This is a genomic window from Nocardioides marinus, assembly GCF_013408145.1.
Taxonomy (GTDB): Bacteria; Actinomycetota; Actinomycetes; order Propionibacteriales; family Nocardioidaceae; genus Nocardioides; species Nocardioides marinus.
Window position 1 is genome coordinate 4,082,624 of the sequence record NZ_JACBZI010000001.1, and the last position, 17,119, is coordinate 4,099,742.

Genomic DNA, 17,119 nt, shown 5'->3' on the forward strand with positions numbered 1-17,119 from the left:
GCGGGACCATGGACGACGCGACGATCGCGCAACTGATGGCTGGGGAACCTGTGTCGGCCGATCTACAGGGTGTCGCCTCGCTGTTCGAGGACCTTCGGGCATCGGCTCATGCGTCCCCGCCACCAGCGGGCGATGTCGTGAGCCACTTCATCACCCATGGTCGGGCGCCTTCGCCGCAACCGAGGCGACTGGCCACGAGCGTCCGCCGGGCGGGAGCCGTCACCGCGGCCATCGCTGTCGCCGTGACTGCCGGGGTGGGACTGGCTGGTGCTGCCAATGCACTCCCCGACGCGTGGCAGCAGCGCTTCGACCAACTCGTGGGCCGACCCGTGGTCGAGCAGCCGCAGCCCGATCCGAACGGTGACCTCGACTCCGGCGAGAACTCCTTCCGCGAGCCGACGGATGACGCTCCGGGTGCCCCCCACGACCCCCGTGACACGACCACGCCGGACGCCGAGGGACCTCATCAGGGCGGGCGAGACGACCGCAATGAACCCCGTGATGGGCCTCGGGATGGCGAATCCGATGGGGACCGGGACGACCGGGGAGACCGGGACGACCGGGGAGACCGGGACGACCGGGACGACGTGGACGGAGATGCGGCGGGCGGCCAAGGCAGCGATCGAGCGCCCAAGGAGCCCAAGGAGCCCAAGGAGCCCAAGGAGCCCAAGGAGAGCGCAGGTCCCGACGGCGACAGCGAGCAAGACGAGGCGGAGGACCCCTCGGAGCCCGGTGCGGAGAGCGACTCGGAATCCGACGACGCCGGCGGCGCGTCGCCGGACGAGGAGTAGGAAGTCGGATCAGCGCAGCTCGCCGCGCGAGCCGAGGCAGACCGCGACCAGCTCACCGGGGGAGACGCCCTCGTGGGCGGCCCAGCCGCGGGCGAAGGAGACGACACGCAGCTCGCCGGCCGGCGTACGGATGAGGGAGGCCGCTGGGATGGAGCCGTCGGCGAAGCCGGTGGTGGAGCAGCGGTGGTCCGTCATGAGCCGTGCGAGCTGCGTGTCGACAGGCGTGGCCGCGGGGGGAGGAGCCGCGGGCTCGGCCTGGACGTGGGACGCGAGTCCGATGGAGACGACCGCGCCCAGCACCAACCCCTTGACCACGTCGAGCGCACGCAGCACGACCCGGGGAGGGGTGGGCCGTGCGAGGCGCTCGGTGGGGGAGTCGGGCATGCCACCACAACGAGGTCGCGACCGGCCGGGTCACGCCGGTACGGACCGGTGTGACCGGAGCCACCCCCGCTCGTTGGGCACCGATGGGCCAGGATGGTTCGGTGACCTGGTTCTCCTCCCCGTCCGACGCCGCCGAGCGGCTCACCGCCACCGGATACCTCGCGGACACCGCGACGGCGACCACCACCTTCCTCGCCGGTGCGCTGGAGAAGCCGCTGCTCCTCGAGGGCCCGGCCGGCGTCGGGAAGACCGAGCTGGCCAAGGCCGTCGCACGCTCCACCGGCGCGGAGCTGGTGCGCCTGCAGTGCTACGAGGGGCTCGACGAGGCCCGCGCGTTGTACGAGTGGAACTACAAGAAGCAGCTGCTGCGCATCCAGGCCAGCCAGGGCCAGACGTGGGACGAGACCCACGACGACATCTTCACCGATGAGTTCCTGCTGACCCGCCCGCTGCTGACCGCGATCCGGCGCGAGCAGCCGACCGTGCTGCTGATCGACGAGGTCGACAAGACCGACGTCGAGGTCGAGGGCCTGCTGCTGGAGGTGCTCAGCGACTTCCAGGTCACGATCCCGGAGATGGGCACGATCGCAGCCGTGCGCCGCCCGTACGTCGTGCTCACCTCCAACGCCACCCGCGAGCTGTCCGAGGCGGTCAAGCGGCGCTGCCTCTACCTGCACCTGGAGTACCCCGACGCCGACCGCGAGCGCGACATCGTGCTCTCCCAGGTCCCCGATCTGGAGGAGGGCGTGGCGACCCAGCTGGTCACGCTCGTGGGCCGGCTGCGCGAGCTGGAGCTGAAGAAGGCGCCCTCGATCGCGGAGTCCATCGACTGGGCCCGCACCCTGCTGGCCCTGGAGATCAAGGACCTCGACGACGCCGCCGTCACCGCCACCCTCGGGGTGGTGCTCAAGCACGTCACCGACACCGAGCGCGCGGTCAAGGAGCTGCGCCTGGCCCGCGCCTGATCCGCGCCGTCCCGCCGTCGTCGCCATGAGCACCCGTTCCGGCCTGCTGGACCGCCACATCGCCTTCCTCGAGGCGCTGCGCGCGGCCGGCCTGCCCGTCTCCATCTCCGAGGACCTCGACGCCGTCGCGGTGCTGCAGGCCCTCGACTGGGCCGACCGCGCCTCGCTCAAGGAGGGGTACGCCGCCACGCTGGTCAAGCGGCACCAGTGGCGGCCGACGTTCGACGCGCTCTTCGACCTCTACTTCCCGCGGATGATCGGGGAGGGCGCCGGTGGGCGGCTGGACCCCGCGGCCGAGGGCGTCGAGGGCGAGGCCGGTGAGCCGGGCGACGGCGGCGACGACCAGGAGGCACCCGTTGGCGCCCGCGACAACGGGGCGGCGCTGGCGGAGTTCCGCGAGCGCCTGGAGCAGGCGCTGCTCGACGGCGACCAGGAGGCCCTCGACGCGCTGGCGGTCGAGATGGTCGGCCGGTTCGGCGCGATGCCCGGGCGCGGCCCCGGGCTGTCGTCGTGGTCGGCGTACACCGCGATCCAGCGGGTCGCCCCCGGCGAGCTCGTCGAGCAGATCGTGCAGGGGCTGATGGCCGACGGACGCACCGAGGAGGAGGCCGACCGGCTGGCCGGCCGCCGCATCGGCGGTTTCACCCGGCAGGTCGAGGCCGATGCCCGGCGCCGGATCGGGGAGGAGAAGGGCCCCGACCACGTCGCGCAGGCGGCGCTGCGCCCCACCATCGACCGGCTGGACTTCCTCTCCATGCGGCGCAGCGACCTGGAGGAGATGCGCCGCGAGATCCAGCCGCTCGCGCGGCGGCTCGCGACCCGGCTCACCCAGCAGCACCACGCCCACCGCCGCGGCCCGCTGGACTTCCGCCGCACCGTGCGTGCCTCGGTGTCCACCGGTGGCGTGCCGCTGACCACCCACCACAAGCCCAAGCGCCCGCACCGCAGCGAGCTGGTGGTGCTCTGCGACGTGAGCGGGTCGGTGGCCAACTTCGCGCAGTTCACGCTGCTGCTGGTCTTCGCGCTGCGCGACCAGTTCACCAAGGTGCGCGCCTTCACCTTCATCGACCACGTGCACGAGGTGACCCACCACTTCAAGCCCGGGGCCGACGTGGTGGACGTGATGACCGAGCTGGCGGCCAGCACGGCCCACGCCGCGCTGTGGGGCCGCACCAACTACGGCAGGGCGCTGACGACCTTCGCCGAGCGGCACTCCGACGCGATCGGCCCGCGCACCGCGCTGCTCGTGCTGGGCGATGCCCGCTCCAACTACTCCGACCTCGCCGTCGACACGCTCGCCGAGCTCGCCGACCAGTGCCGGCACGCCTGGTGGCTCAACCCCGAGCACCAGCGGCACTGGGACACCGGCGACTCCGCGGCCTCGCGCTACGGCGAGGCGATGCCGATGGTCGAGTGCCGCAACCTCACCCAGCTCACGGAGTTCGTCCACCAGGTCCTCTGAGCGGCGCCTCTGACCTGTGCTCTGAGGGGTGCCGAACCGGCGCATCAATACGCCGGCTCGGAGGTGCTCACGCGTCCTGCCACCCGGACGGGGCGTGACGGTCGTCGCAGGACGTCGTTGAATACCTGAAACGTGTTCACGTCTTGGGAGGTCCCATGTCCCGCCTCGTCCGCTCCGCGCTCGCCACGGGCGTGGGTGCTGCCCTCGCCCTGGGTGCCGCCGCCCCGGTGACGACGTCCGCCTCGGCGGCGCCCGCATCGTCGGTCGTGGCCACGGCTCCTGCCGCCCAGGTGCTCGCCGCCGCGCCGGGGAAGACGAAGGGGAAGGACCTGCGCCGCGTCGTGTACGTCGGCAACAACTGGGACGGCACCGCCGACGTCCTGCTCCCGGGCAGCTTCAAGCGGATCGGGCGGCTCGACATCGTCCCCGACTACGACGAGCGGATCGCCGAGATCAGCCTCAACCCCTACCGGCTGGCCTACTTCATCGCGATCCAGCAGCTGATCGGCGAGGGCCACGACCAGCTCGTGGACGACATGTACTCCTCCAACGACGGCCGGCTGCTCATCGTGTCCCGGCCCTCCTTCGCCGACGTGGTCGCCCTCGACCTAGCCACCGGGGAGATCGTGTGGCGCTTCGCCGTCGACGGCGTGCGGTCGGACCACATGGCCCTCTCGCCCGACGGCGAGACCGTCGTGGTGTCGGCCTCGACCGGCAACGTCGTGCACGCCCTGGACGTCGAGACCGGCGAGGAGGTCGGCCGCTTCGAGTCCGGCGGCTCCCCGCACGAGTCGGTCTACCTCGACGACGGCGAGACGATCCTGCACGCGAGCATCGGCATGGTCTACAGCCCGCTCGACGACCCGGTGCTGGACGCCACCAAGCAGGAGCGGGTGCTGCAGCTGGTCGACGCCGACACCTACGAGGTGACCCGCCGCTACGACCTGCGCGCCGCGCTGGACGAGGCGGGTCTCGAGGACGTCTCCACCGCCGTCCGGCCGCTGACCCACACCCCTGACGACGACACGTTCATCTTCCAGCTCTCCTTCTTCCACGGCTTCGTGGTGATGGACCGCGAGACCGGCGAGATCACCAAGGTCAAGAAGCTGCCCAACCTCATCCCCGACACCCCGCGCGAGCTCTACCTGCTCGACTCCGCGCACCACGGCATCTCGATGGACCCGACCGGCAAGCACATCTGTGTCGCGGGCACGATGTCGGACTACGCGACCGTCGTGTCGTACCCGCGGATGAAGCGCTCGAAGCTGATCAAGGGCGGGCTGAAGCCCTACTGGGTCACCCAGTCCTGGAACGGCAAGCACTGCTACATCTCGTGGTCGGGCTCCGACACCGTCTCCAAGATCTCCTACAAGTTGGCGAAGATCGTGCGGACCACCGACGTGGGCTACCACCCGCAGCGGGTGCGCAACGGGTTCATCCAGCGTTCCTACGTCGCCGACCTCCCGCAGGACCAGCCCGGTCACGGCTGAGCCTCCCTCACCACCTGGAAGACCCGGCTGGTGACCTCGGTGCCCTCGCTGCTGTCGGGGTCGCCGAGGAAGCCGGCTCGTCGCAGCTCCTCGACGGCGGCGGACACCGAGGGGTCGTGGCTGGTGTCGACCAGGGCCGCGCCCTCGGCGTAGGCCTCGAACCCGTGGTGGGCGGCGACGCCGCCGGAGCCGGCGGTGTCGAAGGTGACGGTCACCTGCTCGACGGAGTCGGGGTTGGCCACCCCGTCCAACAGGGGTACGACGTCGCCCCGGTGCTCCAGGGAGAGCAGGAGGCTGCCCTCGGGGAACCCGGCGAGCTGCCCGGTCGGCGACCCCAGCGTGACCGCGTGGCTGATCGCGACGCCGTGCTCGGGGGCCGAGGCCAGCAGGTCGGCGGCGAGCATCCCGCCCTGGCTGTGCCCGACGACGAGCACCGGGTCCTCGCCGACCCCGGACCGCTCGAGCGCCGCGAGCACCCCGTCGGCGTACCCGTTGTCGAGGCCACCCATCAGCTGGAGGTTGGTGCCCATGTCGCGCACGTCCCCGTCGCGGGTCCACGGCAGTGTCGTCATGTCGTCGGTGCCGGGGAGGTAGAGCACGTGGCGGGCCGAGCCGTCGGCGGCGGTGAGGGTCTGCAGCTCGACGGTGCCGTTCATCTCCGGGTGCTCGGGGCCGCTGAGCTCGCTGAGCTGCCTGACGTGCTCGACGAGGTCGGCGACGTCGGCCGGCACCCGTGACGACGCCTCGACCCGCACGCCCGGCAGCGGCGTGGCCCGCACGCGGCCACCGGGGTAGAGACGGGACAGCAGCGCGGCGGCCGCCGCCGCGTCGCCGGTGTCGAGCGGGAGCCCCCACGGACCGCCCGGAACCACGGGGGTCAGCCCGTCCCACAGGCCCTCGAGCAGACCGCCGCCCCCGGCCACGAGGTGCTCGACCTCCTCGGGGTGGGCGGTGAGCCAGCGCTCGAGGGCGGGTGCCGCCCGCTGCGGGAGGCCGGGCGCGAGGAGGGCCGTGCGCCCGGCGGCGAGGAGCCCGACGGGCAGCAGGGCCGGGGCCGTGGCCCCGATCGTCCAGCCCACGGTGCGACCCACCAGGTGCTCGAGCCCCGCGACCGTCTCGGCGACCCCCGAGTCGGCCGCGGACAGAGCAGCGACGACCAGACGCAGGGACCGAGCGTCGACCTCCCACCCCAGCGACTCGGTGCCGACGCCGTCGGGCCCGACGGTGGCGGCCAGCACCCCGGCCTCGGCCTCGGCGAGGGTCACGGGTGAGAGGAGACCGGAGGCGAGCAGGTCGGGGTCGAGCAGCACGTCGGCGCCCTCGCCGGCCCACCCGCGCATCCGCTCGGCCGCCTCGTCGTAGCGGTCGGCCAGTGCCAGCAGTGCGGCCCAGGACGCGGCGACCCCCGCCTGTCCGCCGGTGACCTCGACGACCTCGCCCGAGGGCCGGCTGCTCACGCGGCCTCCCTCTCCAGGACGGCCGCCACCGAGCGCACGTCGACGTCGAGCCACTCTCGTGCCCCCGGTGGCGGCACGACCAGCTCGCGCACACGGGCACCACCGTCCGCAGCGGTCTGCACGGCCTCCTCCACGAGGCCGGCCACCACCCGCTCCACGTGGGCGATGAGCTCCCGGCGCCGCTCGACCTCGTGAGCGTGCCGGTCCAGTGCGGTGGCGGCCGTGTCGTGCAGGGCGGCCGTGCCACGCAGGACGCCGGCCCGCTCCCGACCGCGGGCCCGGGCAGCCTCGGCGGTGCGCCCGTGCCAGGGCGTGGAGTCGAGCAGGGCGACGAGCCGGTCGGCCTCGCGGCGTACGTCGTCGGCCTGCGTGCGCAGGCGGTGGGCGAGGGCGCGGATCGCGCCGGGGTCTGCGGGCATGGGTGCCTCCGGGACGGCCGGTCGTCAGGTGAGGAGTCCCTGCCCGGGCAGCGCGGGAGCAACCCGCGTTCCCGACCGGTGGTGGAGCGGGCGGTCTGGGACCGGCCTGTGGGCGGTCAGCGGGCCGAGGGGGGTCAGTCCCGCCCGACCCAGGAGAAGACCTCGTAGGGGCCGACCTCGTGCACCGAGGCCAGCGCGCCGTCGGTGGAGCGGACCCGCACGGTCAGGGTCTGGTCGGAGGTGTTGAAGCCGTAGACGCCGGCGCGCCCGGCGGAGCGGAAGCCGGAGGCGATGACGGGTCCGCTGATGGTGACCGGTGCTGCCCGGGACCCGGCCGGCGCCGCCCGGTGCAGGTGCGCCAGCGTGAAGAACTCGGCCTCACGGCGCACGGTGTCGCCGTCGATCGTCACCAGCCCACGGCAGGTCCAGCAGCCGCCGAAGGCACCGCGCCAACCGGGGCTGAGGGCGAGGTTCCACATGAGGAGCCCGCTGGAGCCGGCGGCCACGGCGTCCACCACGAGGTGCTGGGAGTCCCAGGCGAAGGTGCTGATCGGGCCGTCGTCGGTGCCGGTGCACTCGGTGACCAGCCACGGGAGCGTGAGGTCGGCGGCGTCGGCCGGCAGTCCGTCGTAGCAGTGCAGGGCGATCGCGTCGAGGCCGTCGGTGCCGGTGGCGTCCAGGCGCGGCAGGTCGGCCCAGTTGTGGTCCAGACCCCAGAGCTCCACGCCCAGGGCGTCCAGCTGGGGGCCCACGAGCCGGGCCAGCCGCGAGAGCTGCCGGTCGGAGATCGCCATCGTCGGGTAGTCGGAGGTGTGCCCGGGCTCGTTGCCCAGGCTGATGGAGCGCAGCGGCACACCGTGGGCGGTGAGCCATCGGGCCTGCCCGACCAGCAGGCGGGAGTACCTCTTCACCCGGTCCCCGCGCAGCCGCCCCCCGAACCACGACCCCGAGGTCTTGTACGCCGGTGGCGCGGTCCAGGCCGAGGCCATGACCTGCAGGTCGGGGGCGACCGGCAGCACCTCGCGGCGCAGGAACCGGAGCGCGTCCCGAGCGGGCCGGCTCGGCCGGACACCGCGCCGCCCCGACTTCCATGCCCACAGCGTCGTCGACATGTCGGTGGCCGAGAGCGGCAGCCGCAGCCACTCCAGCCCGATCGAGCCGGGCTCCTGGCCGAAAAGCAGCGACACCAGGTCCGCCCGGCCCTCGAGGTGCTCCACGGACGCGTCGGTGAGCGCAGCGCCCACCCCGATCCACCGCTGGCCACGGGCCGCACGGGACCGGTCGACCACCACCTCCGCGGTCACCTCCTCGGCGGCCAGCGTCGGTCGCAGCGCGAGGCGGACCGCCTCGTCGACCGGTGAGGTGCTCAGCAGCGCCGTGGACCCGGAGGAGGCCAGGGTGAGCGGTGTCGTCGACGCCGCGCCGGCCAGCACCAGCGCGAGCATGCTCGCGGCGGCGGTCACCACACGTCGTACGCGCACCGGGGCCTTCAATCGTCGGGAAGGGGGGGTGCGACCAGTGTGCAACGGATCGGCGCCCGCCGGGGACCCACGCGTCCGGTGGGCGGTCCTCCGCACTGAACTCGGGCACCCACGCTGGTCCAGACCGGTGGAATGCGGCCGTGACCTACTGACAGGCGCCTCGTTCAGAGCGTTGAACGACACGTGTCTGGGCAGGGAGGCCCAGGTGCGCTCACGACACCCCCCACCGTGTCCCCCCGGGCACGTAGTCGAGAGGTTCTGGGATGGAGCACCCAGGGAGGAGTTCGCGCACCCCCGCGAACGACCGCACCAGCGGATGGATGACCACACGCGTGCGCCGCAGTGCGCCGGCGAGGTGGTACGCGCGCCTCGGACGGCGCGGCCAGGCGGCCGTGGAGATCGGCTTGGGGACCGTGGCGCCACCCGTCGTGGGTCTGTGCGCCTACGTGCTGGTGGCCTGGTCGCCCGCACAGGGTGCGCTGGAGATGTGGTTCTGGGTGCTGTTCGCCTCGCTGCTGGGCACGGCGTTCCTCATCGCCATCGAGACCGCGCGGGCCTTCCGGTTCCCCGACCCGCCGCTGAAGCGGCCGGTCGAGGTCCTGGACCTGCCGCGGGTGGCGACGGTGGTGGCGGCGTACCTGCCCAACGAGCAAGCCACCATCGTGGAGTCCCTGCACGCCCACCTGGCCATCGACTACCCGCGCGACCGGCACCTGGTCGTGCTGGCCTACAACACGCCGGTGCCGCTGATGGTGGAGCGCGAGCTGCAGGAGCTCGCGGACCGCGAGCCCCGGTTGTTGGTGGTCGAGGCGGCCGGCTCGACGTCGAAGGTGGAGAACCTCGAGGTCGCGATGGAGCTGCTGCGCGGCCACGTCGACGTGGTCGGTGTCTTCGACGCCGACCACCACCCGCACCCCTCCTGCGCGCGCCGTGCCGCGCAGTGGCTGGCGGACGCCGCCGGCGAGGAACGCTACGACGTGGTGCAGGGGCAGTGCGCGATCCGCAACGACCGCGACACGTTCGTCACCCGGACCGTCGCCGCCGAGTTCGCGACGCTGTACGCCGTCGCCCACCCGGGCCGCACCGTCACCCACGACTTCGGCCTCTTCGGCGGCAGCAACGGCTGGTGGCGCGCGGAGGTGCTCGACGAGCTCGGCCTCGACGGCCGGATGCTCACCGAGGACATCGACGTCTCGATGCGGGCGCTGGACCAGGGCCGCCGGCTCGCGATGGACCCGCGCATCCTCTCCTACGAGCTGGCCCCCACCGACTGGAGCGGCTGGTGGAAGCAGCGCACCCGCTGGGCCCAGGGCTGGCACGAGGTGAGCCTGCGCCACTGTGCGGCGCTGCTGCTCAACCGGCGGCTGAGCCTGGTGCAGCGCCGGGGCGTGGCCTTCCTGCTCGCCTGGCGGGCCGTCCACCCCTTCCTCGCGACCCAGCTCGTCCCGCTGGTGATCGCGATGGCCTGGGCCACCGACCGACGTGTCGTGTGGGACCTGCTGTTCTTCATCGTGGCCGCCATCGGGGTCAACGGGGTCCCCGTCCTGCAGGCCGTCGCCGCCAACCGGCTGGCAGCGCCCGGGATCGGCGCCCGACCGGGGCTCTTCGCCCGCTACGTCCTGGTCTCGGTGCTCGGGTACGCCGAGCTGCGCATGAGCGTCACCCGTGGCGCGGTGGTGCGGCACCTGCTCGGCGCACACTCGTGGGACGTCACCGCACGCACGTCCCAGGCCCCGGCGCACGGAGCCGACCCAGCTCCCGCCGAGCACCGTCGCGACCTGGAGATCGCCCTGTGACCGCCGCGCAGACGTCCTTCGCCGTCGACCGGCGCAACGACCAGGGCTTCCTGCGCAGCACCGAGCGCAAGGGCGCGGGCGCGGGGTTCAAGGTGCGCGGGGTCGAGGGGTGGCGCGGCGTCGCTGCGCTCGCGGTCGTGGCGGTGCACGCCTGGCAGGTGATGGACACCGACGACGACGGCCTCGGGCCGCTGTACGAGACCCCCGGCCTGCTGACCGCGATCCTGTCCGTGGACCTGGTCGTCGACCTGTTCTTCGTGCTCTCGGGCCTGCTGCTGTTCCTGCCGTTCGTCGTCGCGGCCTTCGACGACCGGCGCCACGTCCCGTCCGGGGACGACTTCCTGTGGCGCCGGGTGTTCCGGTTCATCCCGACGTACTGGCTGCTGGTCATCGTGTGCTGGAGCATGCGCAACTACGGCATCACGACCGCCGACTGGTTGGACCTGGTGGAGCACCTGCTGCTGGTCCAGGCCTTCGACTCCGAGCGGATCTTCGCCACGATCGGCCCGGCGTGGACCCTGTCGGTGGACTGGATGTTCTACGTCGCGCTGGCGATCTTCGCCCCCGCCTGGGTCCGCTGGGTGCGACAGGTCGAGGGCGACGCCCGCCGTGCTGCTCGGCTGCTCGGCCCGGTGGCCGCGGTGGCCCTGGCCTCGGTGCTCTACAAGCTCAACGTGGACTTCGTCTGGCAGATCGAGCCCGACCGCTGGGCCTGGCGCTTCGGGCCGGCCGCCAAGGCCGACGACTTCGCGATCGGCATGGCCGCCGCCGTGCTCGTGGTGTGGATGGGCAGCCGTCGCATCCCGGCGTGGGCCAGCCTGGTGCTCGCCGTCACCGGCGTCTGGCTGCTCTTCGAGGCGCGCCGCACGTTCTACTACGTGCCCGACACGGTGCTGGAGAGCCTGCGGCACCCGGTCGCCTCGGTGGGGTGGACGCTCATCCTGCTGGCGGTGATGACCTGTCGGTCCGACCGACCGGCGCGCTGGGTCGACAACGCGCTGATGCTCCGGCTGAGCGTCGTGGCGTTCACCGTCTACCTCGTCCACGAGCCCGTGGCGATCGGGTTCGAGAACCTCGGCCTGATCGACACCGACCCGAACGGCTACCTGCACAACTACCTGCTGATCGCGATCGCTGCGCTCGCACTGGCCTGGGTGGTCCACCGGGTGGTCGAGGAGCCCTTCGTCGACGTCGGCTCGCTGCGCCCGCGTGAGGGCGGCCGCAAGGACCTCTACGCCGAGCTCGACATGCCACCCCTCCCGGCGCACGCCGGTGTCCCCGGCGCCCTGCGCGCCGACGTCCTCGAAGCCCAGGGCACGCGACGCACGTCCCTGGAGATGGAGGTGCTCTCCCGATGATGTTCCGAGTCCTCGCCACCGGCCTGACCGTGACCGGCCTCGTCGCCCTGGGTGTCGGCCCCGTCCGGGTCGCGCTCGACCGCAACCCCGGTGTGGCCGGCGAGCCCGAGCGGCCGCCGATCGTGCTGACCTCCTCGCCAGGTGCCGCCCCCGCGTGGCTGACCGGCTCGGTCGACACCGTCCGGCACCTGCCGGGTGACGGCCCGCGCCGCGTCGCCAAGCCCGAGCGGGTCGACCTCACGGCCGCGCTCGCGCTGCTCGACGACCCCGACACCCTCTCCGTCGTCGGCGGCAGCGAGGACGCCCGGCTCCCGGGCGTCGGTGTCGTCGTCACCGAGGCCGAGGCGGAGCGGCTGATCGGGGTGCCCGAGCCCCGGCGCACGCGGCTGCTGAGCCACGTCGTCGACACCGAGCAGATGGGGCTCGCCGTCTTCGCAGTCGGCGCCGCCCCCGAGAAGGCGCTCGTGGTCGACGGCGACAGCGGCCCCGGCCGACAGGCGAAGTTGCGAAAGGCCAGCGAGCCCGTGGCCGACGTCGTGGAGGGCTGGGCCCAGCTGCGCCCCGACCTGCGGGCGCTGGTCAACCGTGGCCGGACCGAGCCCGCCCCGCGCAGCGGTGAGGCCCCGCTGGCCGATCCCGGCGAGCGGTCCTGGGAGCGCGCCGTCGACCGGGTGGTACGCCGCGAGATCCTCCCCGCCCTCGACGAGGGCCGCGCCCCGCTCGCCCCCGCGCTGATCGACGGCGAGGAGGCGCTGGTGCTGCTGGGTGAGGGTCCCGCCCGCATGACCGCGCGCGGAGCGGCGTACGCGGTGGCGGCGCGGGCCGTGCAGCCCGGCTCCCGGCTGCTGCCGACGCGTGGTGGCGAGAGCGTGGAGGCCCGCGTGCTCCAGCGGCCCGACGGTCGGGTGGCGGTGCTCGCGTGGAACGACGGGCCGGCCACCACCCTGACCGTGCAGGTGCCGGAGGGCGACCGCGTGCTGCGCTACCGGCTGCGGCTGCCCGGCCACGCGCTCACCGCGTCGGTGCTCCGGCGCTGATCCTCAGCGGGGGCGTCGCTGCCGGAGGAAGTCGCCGAGCCGCTCGAGGCCGGTCTCGACGTCGCGGGCCTGGCCGGCGAAGCTGAACCGGATCGAGCGCGGACCGTCGAGGGTGTCGAAGTCGATGCCGGGGGCGACGGCGACGCCAGTGGCCGCGAGTAGCTCGTGGGCGAAGGCCATCGAGTCCCCGGTCAGGTGACCCACGTCGGCGTAGGCGTAGAACGCGCCGTCGGCCGGCGCGAGCCGGGTGATGCCGAGGTCGGCGAGCCCGTCGAGGAGCAGGCGACGGTTGCCGGCGTACCGCGCGACGTGGCCGTCGAGCTCGGCGTAGGACTCCGGCGTGAACGCGGCCAGGCAGGCGCGCTGGGCGATGACCGGCGGGCAGATCGTGAAGTTGCCGGTGAGCACGTCGACCGCGCGGCGCAGGCGCTCGGGGACGAGCATCCAGCCGATCCGCCAGCCGGTCATGGAGAAGTACTTGCTGAAGCTGGCGAACACGATCGCCTCGCGGCTGGTCTCCCAGGCGCTGCGGGCCAGCCGGCCGGACCCGGGGGCGCCGTCGGCGTACTCGATGCCGTGGTAGATCTCGTCGGAGATCAGCTGCACGCCCTGCTCCTCGCACCACCGCGCCAGGGCCGCGAGCTCCTCGGGCATCAGCATGGTGCCGGTGGGGTTGGCGGGGCTGGCGACGACCAGGCCCTTGACGCCGTCGATCGCCGCGACCTGCTCGACGGTCGGTTGGTAGCGGGTCTCCGGGCCGGTCTCGATCTCGACGACCTCGCAGCCCAGCGCGGTGAGGACGTTGCGGTAGCAGGGGTAGCCGGGCCGGGCCATCGCCACCTTGTCGCCGGGCTCGAAGGCCGCCAGGAAGGCCAGCAGGAACCCGCCGCTGCTGCCGGTGGTGGCGATGACGTCGTCGGCGGTCACCTCGATGCCGTGGGTACGCCGGTGGTGGGTCGCGATCGCCTCGCGCAGCTCCAGGATGCCGATGCTCGGGGTGTAGCCGAGCGGGTCACCGCTGCGCAGCAGCCGTACCGCCTCGTCGGCCACCGGCCCGGGTGCTCCCGTGCTCGGCTGGCCCGCCACGAGGTTGACCAGGTCGCCGTGCGTGCGCTGGCGCCGGGTCGCCGCCTCCAGCAGGTCCATGACGTGGAAGGGCGGCACGTTCGCCCGGCTGGCCACCGCCCAGCGGCTGCTCGCGTGCTCCTGTGGCGTCATGGGGTCGAGGGTAGGTGGCGGCCGTCGGAAGGTTCGACTGATGTCAGTCCGACCTTCGCGTTCGCGGTCGAACCTTCGACCGCACCATGCAAGGTCTGACTGACATCAGTCAGACCTTCCACTCAGACACCCGCCCCAGCAGCCCCAGCAGCCACACCCGCCGCGTGCCGACCGGCCCGGCGGCCGAAGAACGAGCCCTCGCCGAGCTGGGTGCCCGAGCAGTAGCCCTTGCCGTCCTGGGCGATGTTGGAGGCACAGGCGCCGGCGGCGTACAGACCGGTGACGACCGAGCCGTCTGGGCGCTGGACCCGTCCGTCGAGGTCGGTGCGGATGCCGCCGAGGGTGAACCCGGCGTACATCGCCTTGCCCAGGCGCAGGTCGAAGGCCGCCCACGGGCCGGTGTCCTGGGGAGCGAGGAACTCCGGGCTCTTGTGGAAATCCGGGTCCTCACCCTTCGCGGCGTGCTCGTTGTAGCGACCGAGGGTCTCCTGCACCGACCCCTCGGGCAGCGAGAGCGCCTGCTCGAGCTCGGCGAGGGTGTCGTAGGCGTCGATGATCGGGACCAGCATGGAGTAGCTGGTCAGCTCGCCGTGCTCGCTGTCGACGATGACGTAGGCCTCGGAGTCCGGCTGCTCCATCACGTGCTGGGACGTGCGCGAGTGGTAGCTGTCCTCGGCCACGAACCGCTTCCCGTGCTTGTTGACGATCACCCCCGTCAGCAGCGAGGCCGGCGGGTAGACCGGCGCGGTGATGAACGGCTCGTCCATGTGCTTGAGCTCCGCGCCGACCGAGGCGCCCAGCCGGATGCCGAGGCCGTCGTCGTACGTCGAGCCGAGCGTGAACAGCTTCGAGCCGAGCGCCGGGGTGTGCTCGGCGACCATGTCGGGGTTCATCACGAAGCCGCCGGCGGCCACGACGACCGCGTCGGCACGCACGACGCCGCTGCGCTCGAAGGAGCGCCACGCGACGCCGACGACCGCGCCCGCGTCGTCGACGACCAGGTTGGTCACCCCGGTCTCGTAGCGGACCTCGGCGCCGGCCTCGGCCAGCCGGTCGCGCAGCAGGTCCATCACCAGCTTGGTGCCCTCGGTGTCACCGGGGACGGGGACCTTGTGGCCGCGCGGCGCCGGACGTGCCTGCTCCTTGAACGGCCAGACCTTCTCGTTGCCGGTGAACATCAGCCCCTGGGTGCCGGGCTGGATGACCGCCTTCTCGGGGTAGTAGGAGCGCTCGAACTCGAAGCCGAGGTCCTCCAGCCACCCGAAGTGCTCGACCGAGCCGTCGCAGTAGGCACGGATCTTGTCGTGCTCGGGGTCCTTGGAGACCGCGACGAGGTACTTGTACATCTCCTCGGGGGAGTCCTCGTGGCCGGTCGCCTGCTGCACCGGCGTACCCCCGCCGAGGTAGAAGTGCCCCCCCGACATCGCCGAGGTGCCTCCGTGCACCGCGGCACGCTCGAGCAGCAGCACCCGGGCCCCCGCCCGGGCGGCCTCGAGCGCGGCGCTGCCGCCGGCGATGCCGAAGCCGACGACGACCACGTCGAAGCCCTCCGCCCCGTCGAGGACCGAGGCGGGCAGGACGTCGGGGACGGCGGTGCCGGGGGTGCTGGTGTCGCTCATGCGCTCAAATCTAGAACAAGTTCCACTTTTGCGGAACGGGTGGCCGGACACCTGTCCAGCCCCACGACGGTCGGCGCGACCCGGGCGCGTACGCCGATAGGATCGGACCCCGCCGACCCCGACACCACGACAGGGGCGAGATGACCTTCGACGTGCACGCGCTCGACGAGTTCGTGCTGGTCGGGTCGGCCGTGACCCTCTTCGCGATCCTGGCCGTGCGGGTCTCGACGCGGGCGGGGCTCCCCTCGCTGCTGATCTACCTCCTCATGGGCGTGGCCCTGGGGGAGGCCGGGGTCGGCATCCAGTTCGAGGACGCGGCGGCCGCCCATGCGCTGGGCTTCGCCGCGCTCGCCGTGATCCTCGCGGAGGGCGGGCTCACCACCAACTGGCGAGAGGCCCGCCCCTCGATGCGCCTCGGGGTCTCGTTGGCGACCGTGGGCATCGTCGTCTCGGTCACGGTCGTGGCCGTCGTGGCGCACTACGTGCTCGGCCTGCCCTGGGAGCTCGCGGTCCTGCTCGGGGCGGTCTGCTCGCCGACCGACGCCGCCGCGGTGTTCTCGGTGCTCCGGGTCGTGCCGCTGCCCCGTCGGCTCACCGGTGCCCTCGAGGCCGAGTCCGGCCTCAACGACGCCCCCACGGTCGTGCTGGTCACGCTCGTCTCCACCGGGGCGGTCGGCGACCACCCGCCGGTGGTGGTGGCTGGTCTCGTCCTCGGCGAGCTGGCCCTGGGAGTGGTCTGCGGTCTGGCGGCCGGCTTCGGCGGTGCCTGGCTGATGCGCCGCGCCGCCCTGCCGACCGCCGGCCTCTACCCGCTCGCCGTCCTCACGCTGGCCTTCCTGGGCTACGGCGCGGCGGCGGCCCTGCACGGCTCCGGCTTCGCCGCGGTGTACGTCGCCGCGCTGGTGCTCGGGAACTCCGACCTGCCCCACCGAGGGGCCACCCGTTCCTTCGCCGAGGGCGTCGCCTGGCTGGCCCAGATCGGGCTGTTCGTCATGCTCGGCCTGCTGCTCTCCCCGGGGCGGATCACCCTGTCCACGGTGGGCATGGCCCTGGCGGCCGGTCTGGTCCTCACCCTGGTCGCCCGGCCGATCTCGGTCGCGGTGAGCGCCTTGGTGCAGCCGATGTCGTGGCGGGAGCTGACGTTCCTGTCCTGGGCCGGTCTGCGCGGCGCCGTGCCGATCGTGCTCACCACCATCCCGCTGGCCGAGGGGATCGACGGGAGCGAGCGGCTCTTCGACCTGGTCTTCGTCATGGTCGTCGTCTTCACCCTGCTGACCGGCCCCACCCTGCCGTGGGTGGCCCGCGTGCTGCGGGTGGCCAGGCGCTCCGAGCCGCGCGACCTCGACGTCGAGGCGGCACCGCTCGAGCGGGTGGCGGCCGACCTGCTCCAGGTGACGATCAGCCCGCGGTCGCTGATGCACGGGGTGGAGGTCGGCGAGCTCCGGCTGCCGCCGGGTGCCTCGGTCTCCCTGGTGATCCGGGGGGACGAGACGCTGGTGCCGGAGCGGCGTACCGTCCTGCGCTCGGGCGACCACCTGCTGGTGGTGACCCCGCGGCGCCAGCGCGAGCAGACCGAGCGCCGGCTGCGGCAGGTCAGCCGTGGTGGACGGCTCGCCCAGTGGCTGGGTCCGGCGAGGTGACC

The 17,119-nt window shown here is 73.0% G+C and carries 14 protein-coding genes; 8 read left to right on the top strand and 6 right to left on the bottom strand.

The annotated features are described in order from the left end of the window. The first annotated feature begins 8 nt into the window (after positions 1-8). Complete coding sequence (locus tag BKA05_RS19195) at positions 9-791, top strand: hypothetical protein (RefSeq protein ID WP_179532855.1); 783 nt, start codon at positions 9-11, stop codon at positions 789-791. A gap of 9 nt (positions 792-800) precedes the next feature. On the opposite strand, the gene BKA05_RS19200 is transcribed toward BKA05_RS19195, so the two are convergent. Then, positions 801-1,175: a hypothetical protein gene (locus tag BKA05_RS19200; protein ID WP_179532856.1), complete on the bottom strand. Its 375-nt coding sequence runs from the start codon at positions 1,173-1,175 to the stop codon at positions 801-803. A gap of 83 nt (positions 1,176-1,258) precedes the next feature. On the opposite strand from BKA05_RS19200, the gene BKA05_RS19205 reads away from it, so the two are divergent. The 3 genes from BKA05_RS19205 to BKA05_RS19215 all read left to right on the top strand — a co-directional run bounded on the left by BKA05_RS19205 (position 1,259) and on the right by BKA05_RS19215 (position 5,092). Next, on the top strand, positions 1,259-2,140 hold the full coding sequence (locus BKA05_RS19205; RefSeq protein ID WP_179532857.1) for an AAA family ATPase: 882 nt from the start codon (positions 1,259-1,261) through the stop codon (positions 2,138-2,140). 25 nt (positions 2,141-2,165) lie between these two features. Next, a complete protein-coding gene (locus BKA05_RS19210) occupies positions 2,166-3,602 on the top strand; it encodes a vWA domain-containing protein (protein ID WP_179532858.1) in 1,437 nt (478 codons plus the stop codon). 155 nt (positions 3,603-3,757) lie between these two features. After that, positions 3,758-5,092 (top strand): YncE family protein, encoded by a 1,335-nt coding sequence (locus BKA05_RS19215; RefSeq protein WP_179532859.1) that lies wholly within the window; start codon positions 3,758-3,760, stop codon positions 5,090-5,092. Here the strand turns inward: BKA05_RS19215 and BKA05_RS19220 are convergent. From BKA05_RS19220 to BKA05_RS19230, 3 genes are all read right to left on the bottom strand, one after another. Continuing rightward, positions 5,083-6,549: an alpha/beta hydrolase family protein gene (locus BKA05_RS19220; RefSeq protein ID WP_179532860.1), complete on the bottom strand. Its 1,467-nt coding sequence runs from the start codon at positions 6,547-6,549 to the stop codon at positions 5,083-5,085. The two genes, BKA05_RS19215 and BKA05_RS19220, sit on opposite strands and share 10 nt — an antisense overlap. Continuing rightward, positions 6,546-6,968 carry a hypothetical protein gene (locus tag BKA05_RS19225; protein WP_179532861.1) on the bottom strand — a complete coding sequence of 141 codons (423 nt, stop codon included), beginning with the start codon at positions 6,966-6,968 and terminating at the stop codon, positions 6,546-6,548. Before BKA05_RS19225 ends, BKA05_RS19220 begins: the two co-directional genes overlap by 4 nt. A gap of 134 nt (positions 6,969-7,102) precedes the next feature. Then, positions 7,103-8,449 carry a glycoside hydrolase gene (locus BKA05_RS19230; protein ID WP_179532862.1) on the bottom strand — a complete coding sequence of 449 codons (1,347 nt, stop codon included), beginning with the start codon at positions 8,447-8,449 and terminating at the stop codon, positions 7,103-7,105. Positions 8,450-8,769: 320 nt separating this feature from the next. Between BKA05_RS19230 and BKA05_RS19235 the strand changes: the two genes are divergently transcribed. Genes BKA05_RS19235 through BKA05_RS19245 form a run of 3 tightly spaced genes read left to right on the top strand, consistent with a single transcriptional unit; the run spans position 8,770 to position 12,640 of the window. After that, on the top strand, positions 8,770-10,245 hold the full coding sequence (locus BKA05_RS19235; RefSeq protein ID WP_179532863.1) for a glycosyltransferase family 2 protein: 1,476 nt from the start codon (positions 8,770-8,772) through the stop codon (positions 10,243-10,245). Continuing rightward, the gene (locus BKA05_RS19240; protein ID WP_179532864.1) at positions 10,242-11,603 is read left to right on the top strand and encodes an acyltransferase family protein; all 1,362 of its coding nucleotides are present in this window, start codon (positions 10,242-10,244) and stop codon (positions 11,601-11,603) included. The genes BKA05_RS19235 and BKA05_RS19240 overlap by 4 nt, the downstream gene beginning before the upstream one ends. Then, positions 11,600-12,640, top strand: a complete 1,041-nt coding sequence (locus tag BKA05_RS19245; protein WP_179532865.1) for a hypothetical protein — start codon at positions 11,600-11,602, stop codon at positions 12,638-12,640. The genes BKA05_RS19240 and BKA05_RS19245 overlap by 4 nt, the downstream gene beginning before the upstream one ends. A gap of 3 nt (positions 12,641-12,643) precedes the next feature. Here the strand turns inward: BKA05_RS19245 and BKA05_RS19250 are convergent, their stop codons facing one another. Further along, positions 12,644-13,858, bottom strand: a complete 1,215-nt coding sequence (locus tag BKA05_RS19250; protein ID WP_179532866.1) for a pyridoxal phosphate-dependent aminotransferase — start codon at positions 13,856-13,858, stop codon at positions 12,644-12,646. A gap of 122 nt (positions 13,859-13,980) precedes the next feature. Beyond that, complete coding sequence (locus tag BKA05_RS19255; RefSeq protein WP_179532867.1) at positions 13,981-15,477, bottom strand: FAD-binding protein; 1,497 nt, start codon at positions 15,475-15,477, stop codon at positions 13,981-13,983. A gap of 140 nt (positions 15,478-15,617) precedes the next feature. On the opposite strand from BKA05_RS19255, the gene BKA05_RS19260 reads away from it, so the two are divergent. Next, positions 15,618-17,117 carry a potassium/proton antiporter gene (locus BKA05_RS19260; protein WP_179532868.1) on the top strand — a complete coding sequence of 500 codons (1,500 nt, stop codon included), beginning with the start codon at positions 15,618-15,620 and terminating at the stop codon, positions 17,115-17,117. Positions 17,118-17,119 lie beyond the last annotated feature (2 nt).